This is a genomic window from Nocardia sp. NPDC051756, from assembly GCF_040681495.1.
Classification (GTDB): Bacteria; Actinomycetota; Actinomycetes; order Mycobacteriales; family Mycobacteriaceae; genus Nocardia.
This window is the reverse complement of record NZ_JBFAYV010000005.1, coordinates 406,084-430,026: the sequence shown is the minus strand read 5'-3', so window position 1 is coordinate 430,026 and position 23,943 is coordinate 406,084. Positions and strand designations below refer to the sequence as shown.

Here is a 23,943-nt window from a genome sequence, read left to right as displayed (position 1 = left end):
ATCGCGGAAGGAATCCTTCCGCGATCGATCCGCCCCGGCAGCGCTCGCTCAGCCGACGACCGCGTTCATGATCGTGCCCGCGCTCGTGGCGACCACCCCGCCGATCATTGCCCCGGCGATCATCTTCGGCGAGTCCAGCGGGCCGCCCTGCCACTTCTCCCACGCGAATCGTCCACCGGCGTAGGTGATTCCGCAGACCCCGGACAGCAGCACCAGCCAGGTGAGGTAGCGAACCATCTGCAAGATCTTGTCCGAGACCGGCGGGGCTTCCGGGGTCGGATTGCCGATCTGGGCGAGGAGGGCGTCGTGCACAGCGAAGATGACCATGAATACGCTCGCTTCGGGGTTGATGTGGCGGCTGCTCGAGCCGGCCCTGGCGCGTTGTCTGGGTGATAGCCATGCTTGTACCGGACAGTATGTGCGGCGTCGGCGATTTCGTGGAGCGTACGGAAGAACCTGTCGGGAATGTCCGATCAGCGGTGTGGGCGCAGGGATTCGAGCCGCGGTGGAATTCCGGCAGCGGCCTCGGTGAGGTGCGCGAGCACGAACGGAACGGCCACCGTTTCGAAGCCCTGCGGAACGTCGAGCACGGGATGCACATTCACCTCGAACACCGCGCCGCCGCGTTCAGGCACCAGATCGACGCCGCCGAACGGTAGCCCGACCGATGCTGTCGCGCGCACGGCGAGTTCGCGGAGGTGCTGCGGGAGGGCGTCGGGTGCGAGCACGGTCGAGATCGCGCCGCGCGATTCGTTGCAGGGGGCGTCCGGGTCGGGCTGGACGTGTTCACACACCCGCAAGACCCGTTCGCCGAGCACGACGACGCGGTACTGATGGCGTCGGCCGTGTTCGTCGAAGTTGTGCGCGTCGCGGGTGAGCAGCCAACCGCTGCCGGTCCGCCGGTAGTGCTCGCACGCGGCGTGCAGTTGTGCCGCGGTGGTGACGTGGAAGACGTCGCGTCCGCCGAAGCCGACGGCCGGGCGGGTCCACACATTGCGGCCGAGCCGGTCGAAGGCGGTCAGGGCGGTGGCCAGGGTCGGGCGATCGAGGACGATCGACTCCGCCTGGGGAAGGCCGACGGCGCGGAAGCGATCGATCGTGTGCCGTTTGTCGGTGGCATTTCGCCAAGCCTGCGCGTCGGTGCCGAGGCAGGGAATGCCGCTGCGGGCGACAGCCGCTTGGAAGCGGGTGAATCGGTGCCGATCGTCGGGTGGTATTTCGTAGACGACGAGGGCGGACGGTTCCACCTCGAGGTCTTGGGCGGGAATCACCAGCGTCGGCCGACTACCGAGTCGCAATGCGCCATCGCCGCCGTCGTAGAAATGTCTCGCGTCCAGCATCAGCGGTGTGGCGCCGGTGACCACTTCGACAGCACGGGCCAGCTGACCCGCACTGCCTTCGGTGGAACTGTGATCGGTCAGGACAACGACGTCGCTGGTATTGCTCATCGTGCGGAACCGTCCTACGGCAGAGGCTGATCCACTATCGAGACAGTGTCTCGCCGCGACGGTGCGGCCTGGGGGTCACCCTACCTGGACCTCCACGTCGGTGAAAGCTATTCGGCTGCAACCGAAGTCCGGGTTTCGCGGCGAATCAGGAACGCGCGACCCGGAATCCGACGTCATCGAGTCGCAGCGTCGGGTGACTGCGCCGGCGCACCGAGGCGCGGCAGCTCCAGTGCTCGTCGAACCAGCCGCCACCGCGCAATACCCGGTAGGAGCCGTAGATTTCGGCGTCGTAGATGTCCCAGCACCAGTCCCAGGTGTTGCCGAGCATGTCGTAGAGGCCCCAGGCATTGGGCCGCTTGCCGCCGACCTCGTGCATGTGCTCGTCCGAATTACCTCGGTACCAGGCGATTTCGTCGAGTTCGCCGTAGCGCGGTCCGGTGCTGCCCGCACGGCACCCGTGCTCCCATTCGGCCTCGGTGGGGAGCCGGTAGCCGTCGGCGGTGTCGTCCCACTCGGCGTTCTCGTCGTCGAGGCGATACGCGGGGGTCAGGCCCTCTCGGGCGGACAGCGCATTGCAGAACCGCAGCGTGTCCCACCACGAGACGCTGTCGACCGGCAGCCGGTCGCCTCGGCTGCTGCTGGGCTGCTGCCCGGTGACCTGCTCGTACAGCTCCTGCGTGACCGGTACCGCCGCCATCCGGAAGGGCGCGACGTCGACCGTCCAACTGCGCTGGGTGCGCCGATCCGCGAGCGTCACCGTTCCCGCCGGGATGGTGACCAGCATGATCAGGCTCGCGTCTCGGAGACCGGCTCGTCGTGTTCCATGGCGGGCTGGACCGGATCGGGAAACACGAACTTGCGCATCGCCCACCAGCGGAAGACCGTGGCCAGCAGCGTGCCGATGATGGTCGCGCTGACGAAGTCGGCGATGTTCTCCACCACCACCGAGACGTGCGGGGTGCGCAGCTGGAACAGGTAGCTCGACACGGCCAGCGGCAGCTGGTTGATCACCATGCCGATGCTCGCCACCAGGAAGAACAGCGCCGCTTCGTGACGGCGCTCACGTCCGCCGCGCGCGGTGAACGCCCACTCGCGGTTCAGCACATAGGAGACCACGGTGGCGATCAATACCGCGACCACATTCGCGGTAACCGGCTTGCCTTCCAGGACAGTCCATTTCAACCCGAAGAAGAGCACCATGGTGGTGACGAAGGCGATCGCTCCGACGGTCAGGAATTTCAGCAACTCCGCGTTCCGCACGAACACGGACAGCATCCGGCTCGGAACGCGAGCGGCGACGATCTGGGCCAAGAACATCGGGACAGGTTATCCGAGGGGCAACTCGGCAGTAGCGGGCGGACCGTTGCCGGGCGGCGGCTCGGCGGCGAATTCTTGGCGCGCGGCAGGTGTCGACGAGCGGAACAGTTTGGGCACGTTTCGACCCCGGCGTTGCTATTTCGTTATCTGCGAACGGCTTTCGGACGGCGATTCCGGTGCAAGCGCGTCGATTCACTGCCCGTACAGATGCACGGGCACGCATGCTCACCGTTCGCGGCGCTGCTCGGTGCGCCGAACGGCCGGAAGTATGAAAGCCTCATGTATCGAGGCCGGGGCCCAGAGGAAATCGCTCGGACACTGGTCGGCACGACGGCGGGGCCTCAGCTTTCGGCTGAGGCCCCCGCAGTGTTTCCGGACACAGTCAAATGCCCGGCCCGTGCCAATATTCGGGGTCGCGTCCGTAATCGCGGGTGGTGTACGCGCGGTCCCACGGTGCGTCGGGGGCGAGCAGCTCGCGCCACGGAGCCACTTCCACGTAGAGGACGCGCATCGCGTTCAGCGAGCCGTAGTGCAGTGCGGGGCCGTCGGTGGTGACCGCGTCGTCCGGCACGGCGACCTCGAAATTGCGCTCCAGCGCGGCGCGCACGGTCGCCTCGATGCAGACATTGGTTTGCAGGCCCGCGACAACCAGGCGGTGCACGCCGAGGTTGCGCAGCAACGGCTCCAGCTCGGTGTAGGCGAAGAAGCTGTGCCGGGTCTTGACCAGGACCAGATCGCCCGGCTGGGGCGCGACGGCGTCCATGATCTGCGCCTTCCACGCCTGATGCTCGCCGGACAGCTTCGGCACCAGGTGCTTGCGCTGCTGTAGGTGGCGGCGCGGGCGGGGTCCGGTGCCGACCAGGCCGGTCTGGGCGGCGATCATGCGGGAGTAGATGACCGGGAAGTCGCGGCGGCGGGCCTGGGCGGCCAGGGCGGCGCATTCGCGGACCACCTCGTCGAGGCGCCAGATCGGCGGCCAGCCGAGGGCGTCGCGGACGCCGTCGTCGGCGATGTAGGTGTTCTGGAGGTCGATCATGAGGACCGCGGTCTCGATCATCGGTGTCCTCCGCTGCGCGTCGAGGGAACCCTTCCTCTGAGGGTAAGGACTGCGCGGCGGGTGCGGTCGAGAAACGGGCGATCAGACGCCGGGGGGCGCTTGCGCTGGAGCGCACGGGATTTGGCGCGGTGTGCCCGGGTCGAGGGCGTGCAGCGCGAGCGCGGTGACGGTGGGGTCGACCGAGACGGAGAGATGGCCGGCTCGGTTCACCGGGCAGATGTCTTGCAGGACAATGTTCGTCGCGTTCGGGGCCGGGCGCACGCCGCTGGTGTAGGGCTGGACCTGGATGTCGGTGGTCGTGACGATGTTGGTGTACTGCACATTCGGCGCGTAGACGCCGCTGGCCTGGAGCCGGTTGATGAAGTCGGAGCCGGTGCGCAGGTCCGCGCAGGCAGCGCAGGTGGGATCGAGCGCCTGGTAGACGTCGCCGGGGACGCCCAGGATCGACAGCGGGGAGTCCAGCGGGTCGGTGATGGCGGTGCCGTTCCAGATCGGCGCCAGGTTGACCGACTGGTCGACGGCCGACGCTCCGCCGAGGAACTGTAGGTAACCGGCGCTGACCAACGTGCCTTCGGACCAGCTGAGCAGGTCTACTCGCTCGGTTCTGGTCGCGGCGCGCACTCGATCGACGAATTGCTTCAGTTCCGAACTGGATTCGTCGATCGGCGCGCGACCGCCGATGCCCGCGACGATTCCGCTGTCCGTCGGATAGACGCCGTAGGTCAGCGCGAAGACGCAGTAGCCTTCGTTCGCGAGCAGGGGAGCGAAGGTCTGCCAACTGTTTTCGCCGTTGCCGCTGAGCCCGTGCACCAGCACGACCGGTCGCGGATGCGCTGCCGACGGAACGCAATTCCAGTTGTTCGCTCCTGGTGGCGCACCGGGCGGTGCGGTGGTCACGCTCGCGGAAACCATGGCGGCCAACGAGTATGGGACCGGTAGTGGGTCGGCGGACGCGGTGCCGAGGACCAGCGGGATGGTGGCGGCCATCGCCGCGGTGACGACCATTGTTCGACGCAGCACTGCTTTTACTTCCTTCGGTAGCGATTCCGGCCCGGAGACGTTGGCGCTCAGGCGTATTCGACGGGCGCGCCGATCTCGACGATCACGCCGTTGGGGTCGCGGACGACGGCGACCCGTTGTCCCCATGGACGTGTCGTCGGCATCAGCGCGCTGTGCGCGCCCGCCGCGAGCGCGCTGCGGTAGGCGTCGTCGACGTCGGCAGTCTCTAGGAACACCCGAAAAGCGTTGGCGGGACCTGGTTCCGCGAAGTCCTCGATCTTCTTCCAGTGTTCGATGGTGAGGCTCGGCGCCGAAGGGCCCGGAGTCCACACACCCCGCCCCAGCACCACAAACGTGCCGTCCGGATCCGCGAACACCGTCCCCAGCCCGAACGCCTTTTCATAGAACGCCGCCGCCGCATCCACGTCGTCCACCATCAGGGTCACTCCACCGAAATGCATAAGTCTTCCCTCCGAGAGAACTTCCAGCTATTTGGTAAGAAGGATTACCATATAGGAGTGGGAGGGGTATTCCTAGAGTTCTGCACAAAAAGCGGGCCTACAGTGATCGCTCGGATCACCGCGGGCCCGCTGATTGACGGAATCTGGCTACCTGCTGGCGCTGGCAGCGTGCGTCACGCCTCCTGATTCGCCACGTCGAGGTAACGCTGCAGGTACAGTGGCCAGCCCGCCTCGTTGTCGACGCCGGCGCGGACCGCCTCCCACCCCTCGCCGTGGCGTTCGATGTTGCGGTGTTCGAGGTCCACGCGGGTGCGGTCCGGGCCTTCGGCGGTGAAGGTGACCTCTACCTCGCTGGTCTTGCCCGGATCGGTCTCGATCTCCCAGCGGGCGTTGATATCCCAGCTGAAAACCAGTCGATTCGGCGGTTCGTAGGCGAGCACCCGAGCCCAGCGGCACTCGCTGCCGTCCTCGCCGCGGTCGTAGATGTTGCCGCCGACGCGCGGCTCGAACACCGTCTCGGCGATCGGGGAGGCGAGCAGGTTGTGCTCGCGCGGCTTGATCGCGTCGAACCGTTCGACGAACACCGCGAACGCCCGCTCCAATGGTGCGTTGACCACGATCTGCTGCTGCACCGGTTCGGCTTGGGTATGGGTCATGACTTCTCCTGAGTGTTGCTCGACCACCTGTTGATACGTTGCGAGGGCGCGTCCCCAGAACCGGTCGAGCTGAGCGCGCAGCGCACCCATCCCCGCCGGGTTCAGGTAGTAGATCCGGCGTGTGCCGACAGCCTGGTCCACGACCAGCCCCGCGACCTTGAGCACCTTCAGATGCTGCGAAACCGCAGGCCGGCTGATCGGCAACTCGCGCGCGAGCTCACCCACCGCCTGTGGCTTCTCGGCCAGGCGCTCCAAGATCGTGCGCCGCATCCGATCCGCGAGCGCACCCCATTCATCTCCTGCTTGGTAAGCGTGTACGAACCGTAAGTCAACGCTTACCGAAGGAAGTTGTCAAGACTTCCACGGCTCGGAACAGGCAATTTGCGCAGATTTCTGAATTGCGGAAGTAAGTCTTCCGCAATGCCCTGGAGAGTGGTTCTTATGACGAACACAGCGATCCGCCCCTTCCGTATCGAGATCCCGCAGGCCGAGATCGATGAGCTGCGTGCGCGATTGGCGCATGCTCGGTTGCCGGAGGTGGTGCCGGGGACCGAAAACGATTGGGGGCGTGGGATTGCGCCTGTCTACCTTGCGGAGCTGGCGGCGTATTGGCGGGACGGGTTCGATTGGCGGGCGCAGGAGGCGAAGCTGAATGCTTATGAGCAGTTCACGACCGAAATCGATGGGCAGACAATTCATTTCTTCCATGTGCGGTCGGTGGAGGCGGGGGCGGTGCCGCTGTTGATCACGCACGGGTATCCGGGGTCGGTGGTGGAGTTTCTCGAGCTGATCGGGCCGTTGACGGATCCGGTTGCGTACGGGGGTGATTCGGCGGATGCGTTCCATGTGGTGATTCCGTCGCTGCCGGGGTTCGGGTTCTCCACGCCGTTGGCGTCGACCGGGTGGGAGTTGGCCAGGACCACGGATGCGTTCGCGGAGTTGATGACTCGGCTGGGGTACGAGAAGTTCGCGGCGCAGGGCGGGGATGTCGGGGCGGGGGTGACCGGGCGGTTGGCGGCGGTGTATCCGGAGCGGGTGATCGCGACGCACGTCAACAGCGATCGAGGCACGCTCGGGTTGGTGGGGGAGCAGTTGCCGATGCCGGACGGGCTGACCAACGAGGAGTTGGCGGCGATCAAGGAAGCACAGGTGCAGTGGTCGGGGCAGAAGGGGTACCTGGTGCTCCAGACGACGCAACCCAACGCGATTGCCGCCGCGTTGACCGACTCGCCGATCGCGCAGTTGGCGTGGATCGCGGAGAAGTTCCAGGTCTGGACCGACCCGGCGCGGCCGGGCGGTGAAGCGGTGGATCGCGACATCCTGCTGACCAACATCAGCATTTACTGGTTCACCCGCAGCGGTGCCTCGGCCGCCCAGTTCCTCTGGGAGACAGCGCATTCCGGGATGGACTGGGTGATGCCCGCCGGAGTGCCGCAAGGATGGGCGGTGTTCAATACGAGCCCGCTCATGCGCCGAGTGATGAACCCGGGCGGGTACATCGAACATTTCACCGAGTACGCCGAAGGCGGGCACTTCGCCGCCTTGGAGCAACCGCAGCTGTTCCTCGAGGATGTCCGGACGTTCTTCCGCGCGCATCGAGGTTGAGTCGCGGCGTCCGATCGCTCTACGCGCCGCGGATACGCCGCGGCGCGTACTGCGGATATGTGCTCGCGGACGGATGTCCGGCCGCATCCCGCGGCCTACCGTTTTCGCTATGACATGGAATGAGCTGGGCGCGAGCAAATTCGTGCTGCTGACGACCTACAAGAAGGACGGCACCCCGGTGGGCACGCCGGTCTGGGTCGCGCCGGACGGCAACCGGATCGTCGTGTGGACCAACCCGACGACCTGGAAGGTCAAGCGCATTCGCCGCAACTCCGACGTGACGCTGCAATCGTCAGACGCTCGTGGCCGCCCCAAAGCCGACGAGGTGTTCGCCGGCACCGCCACGGTCCTCGACGCGGACGGCACTCAGCGAGTCCGCGATCTGGTCTCCCGCAAGTACGGAATCATCGGAACGCTGGCCATCAAGCTACACAAGCTATTTCGCGGCGCGGACGGCTCCATCGGCCTCACCATCACCCGGCAGCTGGCCCCCGGCGAATAGCGCCTCCGCTGCCCCGTCGACGACCCGCACCCACTCTCGGGATCCGCACTGCCTCTAGGGCCCTAAAGCGAGTGCGGATCCCGAGAGTGGGTGCGGCTATTCGCTGGTGTCAGGCGGATTCGGCGAGGCCGGCGGCCCGCCAAGTGTCGGCGAGGTCTTGGAGGGGGAGGTTGAGGGTGAGGCTCAGGGCTACGACGGTGCCGAATGCGGGGGAGGGGAGGCGGCCGGTCTCGATCTTGCGCAGGGTTTCCGGGGAAATGCCTGCGGAGCGGGCGACCTCGATGAGGTCGCGGTCGGCGCGGGCGGCGCGCAGGGCGGTGCCGAGGCGGCGGCCGGCGTCGATCTGAGCCGGGGTCAACGGGAGACGGACCATGCGATCAGGGTATTGGTGGTATTTAAATACCGCAAGCTAGTCGGACCAACATGTACATACGTAGATATGCGCATCACACTATGCGCAGGTCGGATTGGGCCTGCGCACGCCTCGTCGGGCAGGTCGAACTGCATGCCAGGACATCGGGGTTTGGTATTAAAATACCGAATCAGCTACGGTGGTATTAAAATACCGAGATGGGAGCAGTTGCATGGTTGAGCTGAAGACGCCGGCCGAGATCGAACGGATGCGGGTCACGGGACAGTTCGTGGGCGAGGTGCTGCGAGAGTTGCGTGAACTCGCGCGCATCGGGGTGAACCTGCTGGAGCTGGAAGCCCATGTGCGCGAACGGATCAAGCAGCGCGGCGCGCAATCCTGCTACTGGGATTACTCGCCGTCCTTCGGCCGCGGACCCTTCCGCAACACCGTCTGCCTCTCGGTCAACGACGCTGTCCTGCACGGCCTTCCGTTCGACTATGCCCTGCGCGACGGTGACGTACTGACCATGGACCTCGCCGTCGGCATCGACGGCTGGGTCGCCGACGCGGCCACCACCATCGTGGTCGGCGCCGCCGCGGAAGAGGACCTGCGCCTGATCCGCGCGACCGAGGAAGCGCTCGCCGCTGCGATCGCGGTCGCGGTGCCCGGCAACCACATCGGCGACATCTCCGCCGCGATCTCCGCTGTCGCCCGCGAGTACGGCTACCCGGTGAACATGGAATTCGGCGGTCACGGACTGGGCCGCACCATGCACGAGGACCCGCACGTCGCCAACCATGGCCGCCCTGGCCGCGGCTACCGCCTGCGCCCCGGCCTGGCCATCGCCATCGAACCTTGGTTCGCCCGCACCACCGACCGCATCGTCACCGATCCCGACGGCTGGACCCTGCGCTCCGCCGACGGCTCCCGCACCGCCCACTCCGAACACACCGTCGCCATCACCGACGACGGCCCCCAGGTGCTGACCAAGGTGGGTTGAGTACGAATGTCCGAATAACCGACACCCGGATACGCTGACCCTCATGACGAACACACTGGGGGCAATCGGCAAGGCCGATTACGTTCTGCTGACCACGTTCCGCAAGGACGGCACCCCCGTCGGCACCCCGGTCTGGGCGGTAGCGAACGCCGACAAGCTCTACGTGTGGACCGTCACCGACAGCTGGAAAGTCAAGCGCCTGCGCCGCAACCCCGACGTCACCGTCCAGCCCTGCAACGTGACCGGCAAAACCCGCGGCGACGTCGTAGCCGGCACCGGCCGCATCCTCGACCAGGACGGCACCGACCGCGTCCGCAAACTCCTCATGCGCAAATACTGGCTGATGGGTCCCATCACCATCCTCGGCAGCAACCTCCGCCGAGGCAAAAAGGGCACTCTTGCGGTCGAGATCACCCTCGCCCCCTGAGCTGACCGCACAGACCAAGCGACAGATAGGTCAACTTCGCACACCTGCTTCACCTTTCGCATACCCCTCAACACACCACTGGGTATGCGAAGAAAGAAGCCGGTGTGCGAAGAACGATGCAGGTATGCGAAGCAGCCTCGCCAACGCGACAACCGCCTGTGGTGATCTTGAAGATTCTCGAAACGCAACCACAGCCAGATGACCACGCTGGAACTGGACATCGCGCGGCTGACTGATAACTAAAGCCGGGTACGGCACACGACGTGCTCAGCACTACTTCAGTGAAAACTTGTGTAGGTCTTCAGTTTTACTGGCCAGGTCGCCCTGGGAAGTCTTAGGTGTACGTGCTGAGACAGGTGTACCTGTTGCGGGGGAAAGATCCGCGGTGGGAACTGGCCAATAGGTTCTGAAGACTTGTCCCATGTTTTCATTGAAGTAGTGCTGGGCGCGTCGTGTGCCGTCCCCGACCTGGTCTTCCGCAGCTTGGTATGGGCAGCGTGTGGGTTCCAGCGTGAGGACTGGCTGTGGTCCGGTTCAGAGAGGCTTGGGAAGAGCGAGTCGAGTGGTCGTTCCGTGTATCGAGTCGAGTCAAATGGTTGTTGTTGAAGATCTTTTAGCCACCATATGACTCGACTCGATGGTTACTACGTTGCCTGGCTGACCGAGGACATGTGGAAGTCGGGGATTCGCAAGGGGGGCATGGCTGTTCGGGTGAACCAGTCCTTCCATTCGCGGGGGAGGGTGGTTTCGGTGGCGCCTGCTTCGGTGACGCGGCGGAGCAGGTCCAGGGGGCTCTCGTTGAAGCGGAAGTTGTTGACGGCGGCGGTTACTTCGCCGTTTTCGATGAGGTAGACGCCGTCGCGGGTCAGGCCGGTGAGGAGCAGGCTGGCGGGGTCGACTTCGCGGATGTACCAGAGGGTGGTGAGGAGTAGGCCGCGTTCGGTGCCGGCGATCATCTGGTCGAGGGTGGCGTCGGAGCCGCCGGTGAGCAGCAGGTTGCCGCCGGGAACTGTTGCGGTGGTGTTGAATTCGGCGGCGGTGGCGCGGGGGTAGACCAGGGACTCGATGACGCCTTCGCGCACCCAGTCCACGCGTTCGGCGGACAGTCCGTTGTCGAATACCGACATCGCTTGCGACGACGCGGTTGTCGCGACGAATGGACGGTATTCGAGGCCGGCCGCGGCGGGGTCGGAGTACAGGGTCAGTGGAATGTCGGTGAGCCGCTCGCCGATTCGAGTGCCGCCGGCTCGGGAGAACGCCGTGTGGCCTTCGTGCGCGCCGCGCCCTTCCATCTCCCAGTGCAGGTAGATCATGAGATCGGCGACTGTCGAAGGCGGCATGAGGGTTTCGTACCTGCCCGCGGGCAGCTCGACCTTCCGCTTGGCCCAGTCCAGCCGCCGGGACAACTCGGTGAGCAGCCCGGGGACATCGACATCGGTGAAATCGCTGGTGCCGACGCCGACCCATGCGCTGGCGAGATCGCTCCCCGTACCGCTTGGAGCGCTTGCGAGCCGCGAATGCGCGAGGCCGCGCTTTCCGTTGATCTCGACTGAACCGGTCGGCTGCACGAACCGCCGCCGCAGTCCCGTCGAGGTACCGAGCCAGGTCGTGTGCACGGTGTGGTGCGCGAAACCGTAGAGCCGATCGCTGCCGTCGAATCCGGTGGACAGCCCACTGGCGAGATCGGTGAACACCTCGATCCCGGTGCTTCCCGGCGCGGCCGCCCAATCGTCAACCGCCGCATCCGGTTCCAGTAGCGGCATCGCGTCCCTGGCCGGTTCTGCGGTCCGCGCCGCCTCCTCGCTGCGCCGCACCACCGCCTCGATCTCGGCGGGATCGACACTCGTAGATCCGATGGTCCCGACCCGCGCCGAATTCGGGCCGTCCCGGAAGATCGAGACCACGGCCCAATCCCGCGACACCGACGACCCGTTCGTGGTCATCGAATTCCCGGCCCAGCGCAGCGACGCGTCGTGCGCGTCGGTGACGATCACCATCGCCTCATCGGCCCGGGACAGCGCGAGCGCGCGCTCGACGACCTCGCCCGCCGCTATTACGGTCTGCACGGTCACTGTCCCGCCTCCGTCCGGGTGTTGAGAATGTTGATGCCGCGCACCAGAACCGAGGGGCACCCGTGACTGACCGCCGCGACCTGCCCGGGCTGCGCCTTGCCGCAGTTGAACGCGCCACCGAGCTGCCAAGTAGACGGTCCGCCAACGGCTTCCATCGCGCCCCAGAAGTCGGTGGTGGTCGCCTGATAGGCCACGTCGCGCAACTGGCCATCCAGCTTCCCGTCGCGAATCCGGAAGAACCGCTGCCCGGTGAACTGAAAGTTGTAGCGCTGCATGTCGATCGACCACGACTTGTCGCCCACGATGTAGATCCCGTTGTCCACCCGCGAGATGAGTTCGGCAGTGCTGGTGTCGTTTTCGGGGTCGGGTTGCAGCGAGACGTTCGCCATTCGCTGGATCGGCACGTGATGCGGGGAGTCCGCGTAGGAGCACCCGTTGGACCGGTCGAGCCCGAGCCGCGGCGCGAACACCCGGTCGAGCTGGTAACCGACCAGGATGCCGTCGCGCACCAGGTCCCAGCGCTGCCCGGCGACGCCCTCGTCGTCGAAGGCGACGCTGGCCAGCCCGTGCTCCTGGGTGCGATCACCCGTGACGTGCATGACCGGCGTGCCGTACTTCAGCGTCCCCAGCTTGTCCGGTGTCGCGAACGAGGTACCGGCATAAGCGGATTCGTAACCGATGGCGCGGTCGTACTCGGTGGCGTGGCCGATGGACTCGTGGATGGTCAACCACAGGTTGGTCGGATCGATGACGAGGTCGGTCGGGCCGGGAGTGACGGTCGGCGCCTTGACCTTCTCGGCGAGCCACTCGGGGATCTGCGCGAGTTCGCCCTGCCAATCCCAGGTCTCATCGGCGCCGGAGACGAACTCCCACCCGCGGCCGACCGGCGGCGCCAGCGTGCGCATGGTCTCGAACACGCCCGCCGAAGTATCGACCGTGGTCGCCTCGAAGATCGGATGCAGCCGGACGCGCTGCTGAGTGATCGACGATCCCGCGGTGTCGGCGTAGAAGGTCTGTTCCTTCACCTGCAACACAGACGCGGTCACGTGATCGACCCCGTCGGACCCGGCCAGGCGGCCCGAATAGTCCTGGAGCAGGGCGACCTTGTCGGTGGTCGGCACGGTGAACGGGTCCAGGTCATAGGCCGAAACCCAGCGCACGTTGTCGTAGACCGGCTCGTCGGCGAGCTGCACCCGCTCGCGGTTGAGCGCGCGCAGGGTCGTCGCCACCGTCACCGCGCTGCGCGCCACCTCGACCGCGGTCTCCGGCGTCAGCGCGGCGTGCGAGGCGAAGCCCCACGTGCCGTCGACGATCACCCGGACCGCGAAGCCGAGCTCCACGTTGTCGCTGATCGACTCGACCCGCCCGTCGCGCAGCCGGATCGACTGGGTGACCAGCCGATGCACCCGCAGGTCGGCATGTTCGGCGCCCGCCGCCTTGGCCGCGGTCAACGCGGCCTCGGCGAGCGCGGCCAGTGGGAGGTCGAGGAACTCGGCGTCCACATCCTTCGAAGTCGCGATGCTCACCCGGTCCAAACTAGTCGGTTCCGCCGAGTGCGGTTACGCCTGCCGCCATTACACGCCGTGCGAGTTTGCATGGTCTGCAATCCCGCATGAAATGCCCAGCGGCACAGGGTGAAAGACCCGGAGCGGGCCCTTGGAGCGGCACGCGCGAAACCGCCGCCTACCGCGTCTGCCTCGCGAAATGCCGTACTGTGCCCGCCGTGCCGCCATCCGCCCTTCGTGACCGCAAACGCGAACGTACCCGCCGAGCCCTGCTCCAGGCAGCCGTAGAGCTTTTCGAGACGAGAGGCTACGAAGAGACCACGGTGGCCGACATCGCTGCGGTGGCCGATGTCGGGACTCGCACCTTCTTCAACTACTTCGCCAGCAAGGAAGAACTGCTCTTCCCGGAGACCGACGAGCGGGTGCGGGCCGCGGTGGCCGCGATCGGCAGCCGGCGACCGGGGGAGCGACCGGTCGAGGTGCTGCTACGGGCGTTGCGCGCGGCCGGTGACAATCCCGGCGAGCATCTAGTCGACGATCTGAACGCGCGGATCGCCGCGTTGCGCGCGCAGGTCTCGCGCACGGTGCCGTCGGTGAGTGGCCGGGCCGCGCACGCGCAGTTGGTCGCGCAACGCGAGATCGCCCGTCAGCTGCACATCGCGTTCCCGAACGAGCTGGACGAGGTCGGCGCCGCGGCGCTGGTCGGCGCGGTCGTCGGCGCGGTGTCGGGCGCGTTGACCGTGCTGTTCCAGCAGCCGATCAACGGCGCGGAGGACGGGGAGCGACTGCACCGGCGCATCCACGAGACCACCTCACGGGTGCTCAAGCCGTGGCTGGCCTCGCAGGTCGAAACCCGGGGCTGATCAACCGAACTGCTGCCAGCCCAGGCGGATCACCATCCCGACGACCACCACCAGCAGCACGATGCGCACGAATCCCGCGCCGTTGCGCAATGCCATGTGCGAGCCGACGATCGCGCCGGCCACGTTGCCGACCGCCATGGCCGCGCCGAGCGCCCAGATGATGTGGCCGGTCGCGCCGAAGAAGATGAGCGCGCCGATATTGGAGCCGCAGTTGATCACCTTCGCCATCGCGGCCGCGCGGACGAACTCGGTGCCGAGCAGGGTGGCGAAGGTGATGATCAGGAACGTGCCGGTGCCCGGGCCGAGCAGGCCGTCGTAGAGCCCGATCAGGCCCGCGGCCAGCGCGATGGTGAGGATGAACTTGCGCCGCGTCGGCGGGTGCGTGGCCAGGGTGACGCCGATCGACGGCCGCAGCGTGACGAACACCGCGACCGAAACCAGCACCACCATCACGATCGGGACGAACAACTCGCGATCGATCAAAGACACCGCGGCAGCGCCCATTCCGGCCGTGACCGCCGCGATCCCCGCCGCAGGCAGCAGCACCCGCCAGCGCAGCGGCACCTTCCGGGCGAAGGTCACCACCGAGGCACCGGTGCCCGCCAGCGCGGCCAGCTTGTTGGTGCCGAGCGCGGTCTGCGGCGCGATCGTCGGTGCGACCAGGAACAGAGTCGGCAGGATGATCAACCCCCCGCCGCCCACCACCGCATCCACCCAGCCCGCGGCCGTCGCCGCGGTCAATAACACCGCCCAATCACCGATCTGCACGCCCGCCAGCCAACCAGACCGGATGTCCAATACCAGACAGCAGTCCAGTATCGCCGCACCAGTGCCGGTCGCTTTAGGCTGGTCGGCATGCGTCGGTTCAGCTTGTGGCTTCGTGGGAAGCCCATCGTTGCGGATTCGATGCTGGCGCTGGTTTTGCTGGTGCTGGAGGTTCTCGGGCTCACCAATGCCGAGAACAAGGCCGCTGCGGCGGCGGTCGGGATCTTCATTCCGCTGCCGATCGTGTTCCGGCGGGTGTATCCGCGGGCGATGGCGGTCGCCGCGCTGCTGCTGTCGTTCACGGTGACCGCGGTGCAGTATGTGGTCGGCGACGAGAAGGTCGAGCACATCACGCTGTTCAGCCTCGGGATCATGCTGTACACGCTGGTCGCTTACGTCGGGCGGCGCGAAGGGCTGTGGTTCGGGGTCGGGCTGGTGGCCGACAGCGGGTTGTCGACGGCGGCGGGCGTGGTGAGCCCCAGCGATCTCATCTTCACCGCGATGTTCTTCGCGCTGTGCTGGACGCTGGCCGAATTCATCGGCGCGCGACACGCTTACGACACCGAGGTCGCGGCCCGGCTCGCGGTCGCCGACTACGACAAGGAGCGGCGCGCGCACGACGCGGTCTCCTCCGAACGCACTCGCATCGCCCGCGAGTTGCACGACGTGGTCGCACACGCGGTCAGCGTGATCATCGTGCAGGCCGACGGCGCGCGCTATGCGTTGCGCCGCGACCCCGATGCCGCCGAACAGGCGCTCGGCACCATCGCGGGCACCGGCCGCGAGGCGCTGCGCGAACTGCGCCGGACCGTCGCGCTGCTGCGCACCGAACACGCCCCCGACCAGCTGCCGCAGCACGGCACCGCCGGCTTGGCGAAGGTGGTGGAGATGATGCGCGGCACCGGCCTGGCCGTCGAATTGGAACTGACCGGCGAACTCGACGACGTCGCCCCTGAGGTCAGCCTCGGCGTGCACCGCATCGTGCAGGAATCGCTCACCAACACACTGCGTCACGCGGGCCCGCACCCGAAGGCGTGGGTACAGGTCCGTCGCCGCGACACCGACGTCACCATCGATATCACCGACACCGGCGGCGTTCCATTGGACGAACCCGCCGTCCGCATCAAGGGCGGCGGCATGGGTCTGGTCGGCATGCGCGAACGCATCGCGGTCCTCGGCGGCACCCTGGAAACCGGTCGTTCCGCCGACGGCGCGTGGCGCGTTCAAGCCACCATCCCGTTGGAGCCCGGCTTCCCGGAGTAGTCGGCCCGTGGGGCGGGCACGTTAGATTAGGGGCGTGCCGATCACCGTTCTCGTTGTGGATGACCAGGAACTCATGCGTATGGGGCTGAAGATGGTCCTCGGTGCGCACCCGGACATCGAGGTGATCGGGGAGGCGGCGAACGGGGCGGCGGCGGTCAGCCGCGCGGCCGAGTTGCGGCCGGACGTGGTGTTGATGGACGTGCGGATGCCCGTGGTGGACGGGGTCACCGCGACCTTGCGGATCGTCGAGGCCGGGCACGGCTGCCGGGTTCTGGTGATGACCACGTTCGATCTCGACGAGCACGCGCTCGGCGCGTTGCGGGCCGGCGCGAGCGGGTTCCTGTTGAAGGACACGCCGCCGGAGGATCTGATCTCCGCTATCCGCAGCGTCGCGGCGGGGGACGCGGTGGTGTCGCCGAAGGTGACCAAGCGGCTGCTGGATCGGCTGATCGCCGAGGATCCGGCGCGGATGCGCGACCCTGGCGTGCTCGATGTGCTCACCGCGCGCGAACGTGAGGTGCTGGAGCAGATCGCCGCGGGGCGTTCGAATGCCGAAATCGCCGAGCAGCTCTACCTTTCCGAGGCGACGGTGAAGACCCATGTGGGTCGGGTGCTCACGAAACTCGGTCTGCGCGACCGGGTTCAAGCCGTGGTGCTGGCGTACGAGACCGGATTGGTCCGTCCCGGCGGCTGACAGGTCTGTCGTTGAACTAGACCTGAGGTCGCATCCAACTCGGATGCGGCCTCTTTCATGTGCCGGGGAAATATCCCTGAACAGGAGTTTTCGCACATTGTGACCCAACGAACACGTTCGTAACGAACATGTTCGTTATAGTGAACTCATGCCGACAAAGCCGCAGGAACCGCGAAGCCGCCGAGAGCGCCCGGCGAAACCGGCGCTGACCAAACCCGGCATCATCGCGACAGCCGTCCGGCTGATGCGGGCCGAAGGTCTGGAGCGAGTCACCATGCGACGCCTCGCCGCCGAGTTGGATACCGGACCCGCTTCGCTGTACGTGTACGTCCGCAACACCGCCGAACTGCATGCCGCGGTCCTCGACGACATGCTCGCCGCGGTCGACCTTGCCCCGGTCGACGCCGCGGGCGACTGGCAGGACCGACTGGTCCAGCTGCTCACCTCGTACACGATGGTGCTCTACGACAACCCCGGCCTCGGGCAGTCCGCGCTGGTCGCCCGCCCGTCCGGCCCCGGCTACCTGAACCTCCTCGAGGCGATCCTCGCGCTGCTGAACCAGGGCGGCCTGCCCGACGACCGCGCGGCCTGGCTCTGCGACGTCCTGTTGCAGTTCGCCACCGCGAACGCCGCCGAACACGCCACTCGGGACCGCGGCACCGACCTCGAACGCGACACCGACGCGCTCGTCGCCGCCATTCGCACCGCCTCGACCGAAACCCACCCCAGGATCGCCACTTTGGGCGATGAGCTGCTGTCCGGCCCCGGCTCGGACCGCCTCGCCTGGGGCTTCCATCTGCTCATCAACGGCGCGGTACACACACCGCGCCCCACCCGTTAGGGGAATGCCATGTTGCAACACCATCCCATCGCCGTGATCGGCGCCGGCCTCAGCGGTCTCGTGCTCGCCCGCATCCTGCATGTGCACGGAATAGCAACGGCCGTCTACGAACTCGACGCCTCACCGGCCGCCCGCGGGCAGGGCGGCATGCTCGACATGCATGTCGAATCGGGTCAGGCCGCACTGCGCGCCGCGGGCTTGTTCGACGAATTCCGCGCACTCGTGCACGCCGGCGGCGAGGAAATGCACATCATCGACAAGCATGGCAACGTCCGCATGCAGGCAGCCGGCGGCGACGGCGACCGACCCGAGATCGACCGCAACGACCTGCGTCGACTGCTGCTGAACTCGTTGCCCGACAATACGATTCGCTGGGGTTCAAAGGTAGTCGACGCGCGCGCCCTAGGCGACGGCAGGCATGAGGTAACCCTCGCCGATGGCGCCACCTTCACCACCGACCTGCTGATCGGCGCGGACGGCGCTTGGTCCAAGATCCGGCCGCTGCTGTCCGCGGCCACCCCGGCCTACACCGGTGTCTCTTTCGTCGAGTGCGACCTCCCCGACGCCGCTACCCGCAACCCGGCCGCGGCCGGGTTGGCCGGCGGCGGAATGATGTTCGCCCTCGCCGACCGCAAAGGCATGCTCGCGCACCGGGAAACCGACGGCTCCGTACACACCTACGTCGCCTTCGCCGCCGAGGCGGACTGGCTGAGCAGCATCGACTTCGCCGACACGCCCGCCGCGAAAGCCACTGTCCTGCAACAGTTCCAGGATTGGGACGAACGACTCCGCGCGCTGGTTGCCGATGCCGAAGGCCCACTCGTACCCCGCCTGATCAACGCCCTGCCGATCGGCCACAGCTGGGACCGCGTCCCCGGCGTGACCCTGCTCGGCGACGCCGCCCACCTCATGTCACCGTTCGCGGGCGAAGGCGCGAACCTCGCCATGCTCGACGCCGCCGAACTCGCCACCGCGCTCGTCACTCATCCCGACATCGAGCAGGCCCTGCGCGCCTACGAAGAACCCCTGTTCCCCCGCAGCGCCGAAATGGCCACCGAATCCGCCGCCAACCAGGCGTTGATGTTCGGCCCGGACGCGCTGGACAAGCTGCTGGTCCAGATGAGTTCCTACGGCGAACCGGCCGCCTGAGCAGGATCTCAGCGGGCTCTCAGGCGGATTCGGGAGAAAATTCGGGCCGCCGGGCGTTGCACAGGTAGATCGTCCGAAAGGATCGCCATGCCCGCCCTAGTATTCGTCCTCTACGTGATCACCGAGATCATCGCACTGGTCGCCGTCGGCCAGTGGCTCGGTGTGATTCCCGCCATCCTGCTGCTGATCGCCGGATCCGCCGCGGGCATGCTGCTGATCGGTTCGCAGGGTCGGCGCGTGTTCGAGCAGTTCCGCCGCGCCGGTCGCGGCGAGATCCCGCCGGGCACCGCGGTCGCCGACGGCGCGCTGGTCGCCGCGGGCGGGTTCCTGATGTTCGTGCCCGGCCTGGTCACCTCGCTGTTCGGCCTGTTGCTGCTGTTGCCGCCGACGCGGATGCTGGTGCGTCCGGTGGTCGCCGCGTTCGCCGCTCGCCGGATCGGCAAGATGGCCGCGGCGATGCCGTATCGCGGCGTGGTGATCGACGGCGGTGAGGTGGTCGACGGCGTCGTGGTGCAGCAGTGGTACGACGACGGCCAAGGCAACGCGCGCCGCGCGATTACCAAGCCATAGTTTCGCTATTACCAACGGGTAGTAAAGGCGCGCGGGCGCGCTAGGGATCCGTGCGAAACAGGGCTATGGTGGCGCGATGGCCACCGAGCAACTCACCATCACGGTGAGCGAGGAGCTAGCCGCAGCGGTCAAGAAAGCCGCGGCAGCTGCCGGACAGTCGATTTCTGGTTTCACCGCGGCGGCGCTGCGGCTGGAGCTCATCGCCGTCGAAGCAGGTTGTCGGTCCGGCTCGCACCTAGGTGCGAGCCAGTTCGCCGAGGTGATGACGGTGCTGGCGTGCCCGGAGGACACGGCCCCGCATCCGGTATTGAACGGCTGACCTGAAAGCCTGAATCAGGCATACGGCAGACTGGTCTCCCGTGAGAACCCAGTTGCTGATCGGCGGTCGTTTCTACAGTTCGAGTTCCCCCGACGCGACAGCGATGGCGGTGACCGACGGGACCGTGGTGTGGCTGGGCGCCGAACAACCGGGGCGCGCGCTGCATCCGGACGCCGAGATCATCGATCTGGACGGCGCGTTCGTCGCGCCGGCCTTCGTCGATCCGCACGTGCACGTCACTGCGCTGGGACTCAAGCTCACCGGACTCGATCTTTCCGTGGCTCGCTCGCTCGAGCACTGCCTGACGCTGCTGCGCGACTTCGCCGCGGCCCGCCCCGAGGGCGCCATCCTCGGTGACGGCTGGGACGAGACCACCTGGCCCGAAGGCCGCCCGCCCACGATCGAGGAGATCGACAAGGCCGCGGGCACCCGGCACGTATACCTGTCCCGGGTGGACGCGCACTCGGCCGCGGTGTCTTCGGCCCTGCTCGACGCTTTGCCGCAGGTAACCGCCGCCGACGGCTACACCCGCGGCGAACCGGTCCGCGCGACCGCCCATCACCTCGTCCGCACCACCGTGCTCGCGGAACTCGATCGGGCACAACGGGATCGGGCCAGAACCGCCGCACTGGACCACGCCGCCGCGCACGGCATCGTCGCGGTGCACGAATGCGCGGGCCCGGAAATCTCCGGCCGCACCGACATTCGCGAACTGCTCGACTTCCAGCACGGCGTCGAGGTGCGCGCGTACTGGGGCGAAGCGGTCGGCAGCGCCGAGGAAGCCCGCGCCCTGATCGCCGAACTCGGCGTGCACGCGCTCGGCGGCGACCTGTTCGTCGACGGCTCAATCGGCTCGCACACCGCCTGGCTGCGCGACCCCTACACCGACGCACCCGGCACCGGCCGCGCCTACCTCGACGCCGACACCATCGCCGCGCACGTCCGCGCCTGCACCGAGGCGGGTATCCAGGCCGGCTTCCACGTGATCGGCGACGCCGCCATGGACGCGATCATCGCCGGATTCGACCGCGTGGTCAGCGAATTCGGCGGCCCGGCGGTCGCCGCCCGCGGCCACCGCGTCGAACACGCCGAACTGCTCGACGCCGACCAGATCGCCAAGCTCGCCTCCTGGGGCGTAATCGCCAGCGTCCAACCGGGATTCGACGCGGCCTGGGGCGGACCCGACGGCATGTACGCCGCCCGCCTCGGCGCCGATCGCGCCGCCACCCTGAATCCGTTTGCCGCCATGGCCGCCGCGGGCATCTCTCTCGCCGTCGGCTCCGACGCCCCGGTCACCCCGCTCGACCCGTGGTCCGCCGTCCGCGCCGCCGCCAACCACCGCACCGCGGGCCGTTCCCTTTCTCCGCGTGCCGCTTTCGCCGCCGCCACCCGAGGCGCCTGGCGCGCGGGCGGGGTCCGCGACGGCATCGCCGGCACCCTGGTCCCCGGCGCCCCCGCCTCCTACGCCATCTGGGACGCCGACCAACTCGTCGTCGCCGCGGCCGCCGACACCGTCCAACGCTGGTCCACCGACCCAAGGTCCCGTGTTCCTGGACTGCCCCCGCTGTCCCCGAATTCCCCCCTGCCAACCTGCCTGCGCACCGTCCACCGCGGAGAAACCCTCTATGAGGCGTGAGCTCATTCGAGCGCGGCACAGCCCTGTCGAATTGAGCGCCCAGCACGCGGCCGCGGCTCGCCACACCAGTGTCACCGAATTTCCCAACGCCGCATCGTTCGTGGCCGACAGCGCTCCGGCGGGCCGCGCGTGGACTGTCGCCAGTGTTGGTGGGCGTGCCGGTGGCGGATCGGGCGAATGCCGGGCCGAGTCGAGCGCGCGGCGTGACGCCTCGGCTCGTCGCCACGACGTGGCCGAATTCCTCAGTGCCGCATCGTTCGTGGCCGACAGCGTTCCGGCGAGGCACGCGTGGGCCATTCCCAGTGTTGGCGGGCGTGTCGGTGGCGGGTCGGGCGGATGCCGGGCCGGGTTGGGCGCGTGGCCGGGGGACGTGCCGCGTCGCGATGCTGCCGCTCAATTCTTCGGTGCCACGTCGACTGCCTTCGGTGGCGTTTCGACGGGCCGTTCGCGGATCGTGGCCAGGGTCGAAGGGACCCCGGAAGCTGATCGGGCGGAAGGTCGAGTTGGGCTGCGTGGTCATCGAGTTCGCCGTGGTCGGTGTGCGGGGTGGCGGCTCGGCACGATAGCGCGGCATCGGGGAATCACGGCGGTTGTTGCTGCTTTATCGCATGGGAAGGCGACCACTCGTGGTGCGTGAACGACTGTCGGCCGCGGTGAACCGGTATCCGGTCCTGTGGCGATCGCTGGCGGCAATTGTGGCCGGGCTCTTGCTGTTCGGGAGTTTCCCGCCACGACCGTGGTGGTTCCTTGCGCCGCTGGGCATTGCGGTGCTCACGCTGGTCGTGCGGGACAGCGGCAGGTTGCGCAGCGGGTTCGGGTACGGATTCCTGGCCGGGCTGTCGTTTTTCGTTCCGTTGTTGCCGTGGACCGGAATCTACGTCGGGCCGGTGCCGTGGCTGGCGCTGTCCACGGTGTGCGCGGTGTACATCGGGCTGTTCGGGCTGATTGCGCGCTTGGTGGGCAGGTTGCCCGGCTGGCCGCTGTGGGTGGCGTTGGCGTGGGCGACCGCTGAGTGGGTGCGGTCGAGTTTTCCGTTCGGCGGATTTCCCTGGGGTCGTTTGGCTTTCGGTCAGGCCGATGGATGGTTCCTGTCGCTGGCCTCGATCGGCGGCGCACCGATGGTCAGTTTTGCGGTGGCGCTCACCGGAACTGGCGCTGCGGCATTGATTCTGGCTGTGCGATCGGCGCGCACGGGTGCGCCCGCGCCGGTCGACTCGGATGACGTTGGCCAGGAGTCGAATAGCGACGCCTCGACAGACGACGCATCGCTAGGGGGCAGTGCTGTCGAGGTTGCGGACCGCGGCACTGAAGCGGCCGATCGTGCCGCAGCAGGTGAGCGTCGGGTCTCGGCCGACCAGCCTCGCGCGTCGACCCCGCGGACCGCTTTCATCACCGCCGCAGCGACTTTGATCATCATGCCGATCGCCGGCCTCATCCTCAGCGCCACCCTGCCCGACCCGAATCAGGGCGACCGCACCATCACCGTCGCCGCGATCCAGGGCAGCGTCCCGCGCCTGGGCCTCGACTTCAATGCCCAGCGCCGCGCCGTGCTGGACAACCATGTCCGCCGGACCAAGGAACTGGCCCGCGCGGTCGAAGCCGGGCAGGCGAAGAAGCCGGATGTGGTGATCTGGCCGGAGAATTCCTCCGACATCGATCCGCTGCGCAACGCCGACGCCGCGGCGATCATCACCGAGGCGTCCGAGCAGATCGGCGCGCCCATCCTGGTCGGGGCGGTGCTGGTGAACAGCGATCGCACCACCACCAACTCGGTGATCGTCTGGAACGGCGCGGCCGGCCCGGGGGAGCGGCACGACAAGAAGATCATCCAGCCGTTCGGCGAGTACCTGCCGATGCGCTCGTTCTTCCGCCTGTTCTCCGAATACGCCGACCGCGCCGGATATTTCGTGCCCGGCCACGGCGACGGCGTGGTGCGCGCCGACGGCGTCGACATCGGCGTCGCGACCTGCTACGAGGTCGCCTTCGACCGTGCCTTCGAGGACGCGATGCGCGCGGGCGCCCAGCTGCTCACCGTGCCGACCAACAACGCGACCTTCGGCGACAGCGAGATGACCTACCAGCAACTGGCCATGTCCCGGATCCGCGCGGTCGAACACGGCCGCGCCCTGGTCGTCGCGGCCACCTCCGGGGTGAGTGCGATCATCGCCGCCGACGGCAGCGTGGCGCAGGAGACCCCGCAGTTCGTGCCCGCCGCTTTGGTCGCCGATCTGCCGCTGCGAACCAGCAACACCGTCGCGACTCGGGTCGGTCCGGCGCCGGAGCGAGTCTTCGTCGCGCTGACCGTCGCGGCGATGGTGGCCGGGGTGGTGGTCCGGCGTCGGCGCTCTCGAACCGAGGAGGCGACCGACCGGAACGCCGAGATCGGACAATCCGTCTCCTGACGGCGGCGATAGCAGACCGGACACCCGGTATTTTCTGTGG

25 protein-coding genes and 1 pseudogene are annotated in these 23,943 nt (G+C 67.5%); 13 read left to right on the top strand and 13 right to left on the bottom strand.

Annotated features, from left to right (window positions below; genetic code table 11):
- Positions 1–48 precede the first annotated feature (48 nt).
- The 9 genes and pseudogenes from AB0M22_RS23955 to AB0M22_RS23915 form a co-directional block, all read right to left on the bottom strand.
- Positions 49–327 (bottom strand): hypothetical protein, encoded by a 279-nt coding sequence (locus AB0M22_RS23955; protein ID WP_150404621.1) that lies wholly within the window; start codon positions 325–327, stop codon positions 49–51.
- Between the two features lie 146 nt (positions 328–473).
- On the bottom strand, positions 474–1,448 hold the full coding sequence (locus AB0M22_RS23950; protein WP_364730792.1) for a hypothetical protein: 975 nt from the start codon (positions 1,446–1,448) through the stop codon (positions 474–476).
- A gap of 145 nt (positions 1,449–1,593) precedes the next feature.
- Positions 1,594–2,229 carry an SUMF1/EgtB/PvdO family nonheme iron enzyme gene (locus AB0M22_RS23945; RefSeq protein ID WP_364731948.1) on the bottom strand — a complete coding sequence of 212 codons (636 nt, stop codon included), beginning with the start codon at positions 2,227–2,229 and terminating at the stop codon, positions 1,594–1,596.
- 5 nt (positions 2,230–2,234) lie between these two features.
- Positions 2,235–2,765 carry a GtrA family protein gene (locus tag AB0M22_RS23940; protein WP_364730790.1) on the bottom strand — a complete coding sequence of 177 codons (531 nt, stop codon included), beginning with the start codon at positions 2,763–2,765 and terminating at the stop codon, positions 2,235–2,237.
- Between the two features lie 382 nt (positions 2,766–3,147).
- Positions 3,148–3,822, bottom strand: a complete 675-nt coding sequence (locus AB0M22_RS23935) for an isochorismatase family cysteine hydrolase (RefSeq protein ID WP_364730787.1) — start codon at positions 3,820–3,822, stop codon at positions 3,148–3,150.
- A gap of 81 nt (positions 3,823–3,903) precedes the next feature.
- Positions 3,904–4,842, bottom strand: coding sequence for a lipase (locus AB0M22_RS23930; RefSeq protein WP_364730784.1), 939 nt, complete (start codon positions 4,840–4,842; stop codon positions 3,904–3,906).
- Between the two features lie 47 nt (positions 4,843–4,889).
- Complete coding sequence (locus AB0M22_RS23925; protein WP_364730782.1) at positions 4,890–5,282, bottom strand: VOC family protein; 393 nt, start codon at positions 5,280–5,282, stop codon at positions 4,890–4,892.
- A 173-nt stretch (positions 5,283–5,455) separates the two neighbouring features.
- Positions 5,456–5,938: an SRPBCC family protein gene (locus AB0M22_RS23920; protein ID WP_364731946.1), complete on the bottom strand. Its 483-nt coding sequence runs from the start codon at positions 5,936–5,938 to the stop codon at positions 5,456–5,458.
- An 18-nt stretch (positions 5,939–5,956) separates the two neighbouring features.
- A pseudogene (locus AB0M22_RS23915) lies at positions 5,957–6,256 on the bottom strand (metalloregulator ArsR/SmtB family transcription factor); the annotation flags it as partial.
- Between the two features lie 123 nt (positions 6,257–6,379).
- Between AB0M22_RS23915 and AB0M22_RS23910 the strand changes: the two are divergent.
- Entirely contained in the window at positions 6,380–7,543 is a 1,164-nt protein-coding gene (locus AB0M22_RS23910; RefSeq protein ID WP_364730780.1) for an epoxide hydrolase family protein, read from the top strand.
- Positions 7,544–7,652: 109 nt separating this feature from the next.
- Positions 7,653–8,045, top strand: a complete 393-nt coding sequence (locus AB0M22_RS23905) for a PPOX class F420-dependent oxidoreductase (RefSeq protein WP_364730777.1) — start codon at positions 7,653–7,655, stop codon at positions 8,043–8,045.
- 109 nt (positions 8,046–8,154) lie between these two features.
- On the opposite strand, the gene AB0M22_RS23900 is transcribed toward AB0M22_RS23905, so the two are convergent.
- A complete protein-coding gene (locus AB0M22_RS23900; RefSeq protein WP_364730775.1) occupies positions 8,155–8,418 on the bottom strand; it encodes a helix-turn-helix transcriptional regulator in 264 nt (87 codons plus the stop codon).
- Positions 8,419–8,629: 211 nt separating this feature from the next.
- Between AB0M22_RS23900 and map the strand changes: the two genes are divergently transcribed.
- Complete coding sequence (gene map, locus AB0M22_RS23895) at positions 8,630–9,397, top strand: type I methionyl aminopeptidase (protein WP_364730773.1); 768 nt, start codon at positions 8,630–8,632, stop codon at positions 9,395–9,397.
- A gap of 43 nt (positions 9,398–9,440) precedes the next feature.
- Positions 9,441–9,824: a PPOX class F420-dependent oxidoreductase gene (locus AB0M22_RS23890; protein WP_364730771.1), complete on the top strand. Its 384-nt coding sequence runs from the start codon at positions 9,441–9,443 to the stop codon at positions 9,822–9,824.
- A gap of 644 nt (positions 9,825–10,468) precedes the next feature.
- Here AB0M22_RS23890 and AB0M22_RS23885 read toward each other — a convergent pair.
- Complete coding sequence (locus tag AB0M22_RS23885; RefSeq protein ID WP_364731944.1) at positions 10,469–11,821, bottom strand: metallopeptidase TldD-related protein; 1,353 nt, start codon at positions 11,819–11,821, stop codon at positions 10,469–10,471.
- A 71-nt stretch (positions 11,822–11,892) separates the two neighbouring features.
- Complete coding sequence (locus AB0M22_RS23880; protein WP_364730768.1) at positions 11,893–13,422, bottom strand: TldD/PmbA family protein; 1,530 nt, start codon at positions 13,420–13,422, stop codon at positions 11,893–11,895.
- Positions 13,423–13,619: 197 nt separating this feature from the next.
- Between AB0M22_RS23880 and AB0M22_RS23875 the strand changes: the two genes are divergently transcribed.
- Positions 13,620–14,264 carry a TetR/AcrR family transcriptional regulator gene (locus AB0M22_RS23875; RefSeq protein WP_223885335.1) on the top strand — a complete coding sequence of 215 codons (645 nt, stop codon included), beginning with the start codon at positions 13,620–13,622 and terminating at the stop codon, positions 14,262–14,264.
- Here the strand turns inward: AB0M22_RS23875 and AB0M22_RS23870 are convergent, their stop codons facing one another.
- Positions 14,265–15,032 carry a TSUP family transporter gene (locus tag AB0M22_RS23870; protein ID WP_364731941.1) on the bottom strand — a complete coding sequence of 256 codons (768 nt, stop codon included), beginning with the start codon at positions 15,030–15,032 and terminating at the stop codon, positions 14,265–14,267.
- Positions 15,033–15,119: 87 nt separating this feature from the next.
- Here AB0M22_RS23870 and AB0M22_RS23865 point away from each other — a divergent pair, with 87 nt between their 5' ends.
- The 8 genes from AB0M22_RS23865 (at position 15,120) to lnt (ending at position 23,903) form a co-directional block, all read left to right on the top strand.
- Positions 15,120–16,292: a histidine kinase gene (locus AB0M22_RS23865; RefSeq protein ID WP_364730764.1), complete on the top strand. Its 1,173-nt coding sequence runs from the start codon at positions 15,120–15,122 to the stop codon at positions 16,290–16,292.
- A gap of 34 nt (positions 16,293–16,326) precedes the next feature.
- Positions 16,327–16,986 carry a response regulator transcription factor gene (locus AB0M22_RS23860; RefSeq protein ID WP_364730761.1) on the top strand — a complete coding sequence of 220 codons (660 nt, stop codon included), beginning with the start codon at positions 16,327–16,329 and terminating at the stop codon, positions 16,984–16,986.
- Positions 16,987–17,134: 148 nt separating this feature from the next.
- A complete protein-coding gene (locus tag AB0M22_RS23855; RefSeq protein ID WP_364730759.1) occupies positions 17,135–17,827 on the top strand; it encodes a TetR/AcrR family transcriptional regulator in 693 nt (230 codons plus the stop codon).
- A gap of 9 nt (positions 17,828–17,836) precedes the next feature.
- Positions 17,837–18,976, top strand: coding sequence for an NAD(P)/FAD-dependent oxidoreductase (locus AB0M22_RS23850; RefSeq protein WP_364730756.1), 1,140 nt, complete (start codon positions 17,837–17,839; stop codon positions 18,974–18,976).
- A gap of 87 nt (positions 18,977–19,063) precedes the next feature.
- Positions 19,064–19,546, top strand: a complete 483-nt coding sequence (locus AB0M22_RS23845; protein ID WP_150404641.1) for an FxsA family protein — start codon at positions 19,064–19,066, stop codon at positions 19,544–19,546.
- A gap of 76 nt (positions 19,547–19,622) precedes the next feature.
- Positions 19,623–19,865 carry a hypothetical protein gene (locus tag AB0M22_RS23840; protein WP_364730752.1) on the top strand — a complete coding sequence of 81 codons (243 nt, stop codon included), beginning with the start codon at positions 19,623–19,625 and terminating at the stop codon, positions 19,863–19,865.
- Positions 19,866–19,905: 40 nt separating this feature from the next.
- A complete protein-coding gene (locus tag AB0M22_RS23835; RefSeq protein ID WP_364730749.1) occupies positions 19,906–21,501 on the top strand; it encodes an amidohydrolase in 1,596 nt (531 codons plus the stop codon).
- A 626-nt stretch (positions 21,502–22,127) separates the two neighbouring features.
- Positions 22,128–23,903, top strand: coding sequence for an apolipoprotein N-acyltransferase (lnt, locus tag AB0M22_RS23830; RefSeq protein ID WP_364730746.1), 1,776 nt, complete (start codon positions 22,128–22,130; stop codon positions 23,901–23,903).
- Positions 23,904–23,943 lie beyond the last annotated feature (40 nt).

What these genes read in the sequence shown, in the direction of transcription:
- AB0M22_RS23955 (WP_150404621.1), bottom strand. Translation starts at nt 327, where the DNA reads ATGGTCATCTTCGCTGTGCACGACGCCCTCCTCGCCCAGATCGGCAAT.
- AB0M22_RS23950 (WP_364730792.1), bottom strand. Translation starts at nt 1,448, where the DNA reads ATGAGCAATACCAGCGACGTCGTTGTCCTGACCGATCACAGTTCCACC.
- AB0M22_RS23940 (WP_364730790.1), bottom strand. Translation starts at nt 2,765, where the DNA reads ATGTTCTTGGCCCAGATCGTCGCCGCTCGCGTTCCGAGCCGGATGCTG.
- AB0M22_RS23935 (WP_364730787.1), bottom strand. Translation starts at nt 3,822, where the DNA reads ATGATCGAGACCGCGGTCCTCATGATCGACCTCCAGAACACCTACATC.
- AB0M22_RS23925 (WP_364730782.1), bottom strand. Translation starts at nt 5,282, where the DNA reads ATGCATTTCGGTGGAGTGACCCTGATGGTGGACGACGTGGATGCGGCG.
- AB0M22_RS23920 (WP_364731946.1), bottom strand. Translation starts at nt 5,938, where the DNA reads ATGACCCATACCCAAGCCGAACCGGTGCAGCAGCAGATCGTGGTCAAC.
- AB0M22_RS23910 (WP_364730780.1), top strand. Translation starts at nt 6,380, where the DNA reads ATGACGAACACAGCGATCCGCCCCTTCCGTATCGAGATCCCGCAGGCC.
- AB0M22_RS23905 (WP_364730777.1), top strand. Translation starts at nt 7,653, where the DNA reads ATGACATGGAATGAGCTGGGCGCGAGCAAATTCGTGCTGCTGACGACC.
- AB0M22_RS23900 (WP_364730775.1), bottom strand. Translation starts at nt 8,418, where the DNA reads ATGGTCCGTCTCCCGTTGACCCCGGCTCAGATCGACGCCGGCCGCCGC.
- map (WP_364730773.1), top strand. Translation starts at nt 8,630, where the DNA reads ATGGTTGAGCTGAAGACGCCGGCCGAGATCGAACGGATGCGGGTCACG.
- AB0M22_RS23890 (WP_364730771.1), top strand. Translation starts at nt 9,441, where the DNA reads ATGACGAACACACTGGGGGCAATCGGCAAGGCCGATTACGTTCTGCTG.
- AB0M22_RS23885 (WP_364731944.1), bottom strand. Translation starts at nt 11,821, where the DNA reads ATGGTGATCGTCACCGACGCGCACGACGCGTCGCTGCGCTGGGCCGGG.
- AB0M22_RS23865 (WP_364730764.1), top strand. Translation starts at nt 15,120, where the DNA reads ATGCGTCGGTTCAGCTTGTGGCTTCGTGGGAAGCCCATCGTTGCGGAT.
- AB0M22_RS23855 (WP_364730759.1), top strand. Translation starts at nt 17,135, where the DNA reads ATGCCGACAAAGCCGCAGGAACCGCGAAGCCGCCGAGAGCGCCCGGCG.
- AB0M22_RS23850 (WP_364730756.1), top strand. Translation starts at nt 17,837, where the DNA reads ATGTTGCAACACCATCCCATCGCCGTGATCGGCGCCGGCCTCAGCGGT.
- AB0M22_RS23845 (WP_150404641.1), top strand. Translation starts at nt 19,064, where the DNA reads ATGCCCGCCCTAGTATTCGTCCTCTACGTGATCACCGAGATCATCGCA.
- AB0M22_RS23840 (WP_364730752.1), top strand. Translation starts at nt 19,623, where the DNA reads ATGGCCACCGAGCAACTCACCATCACGGTGAGCGAGGAGCTAGCCGCA.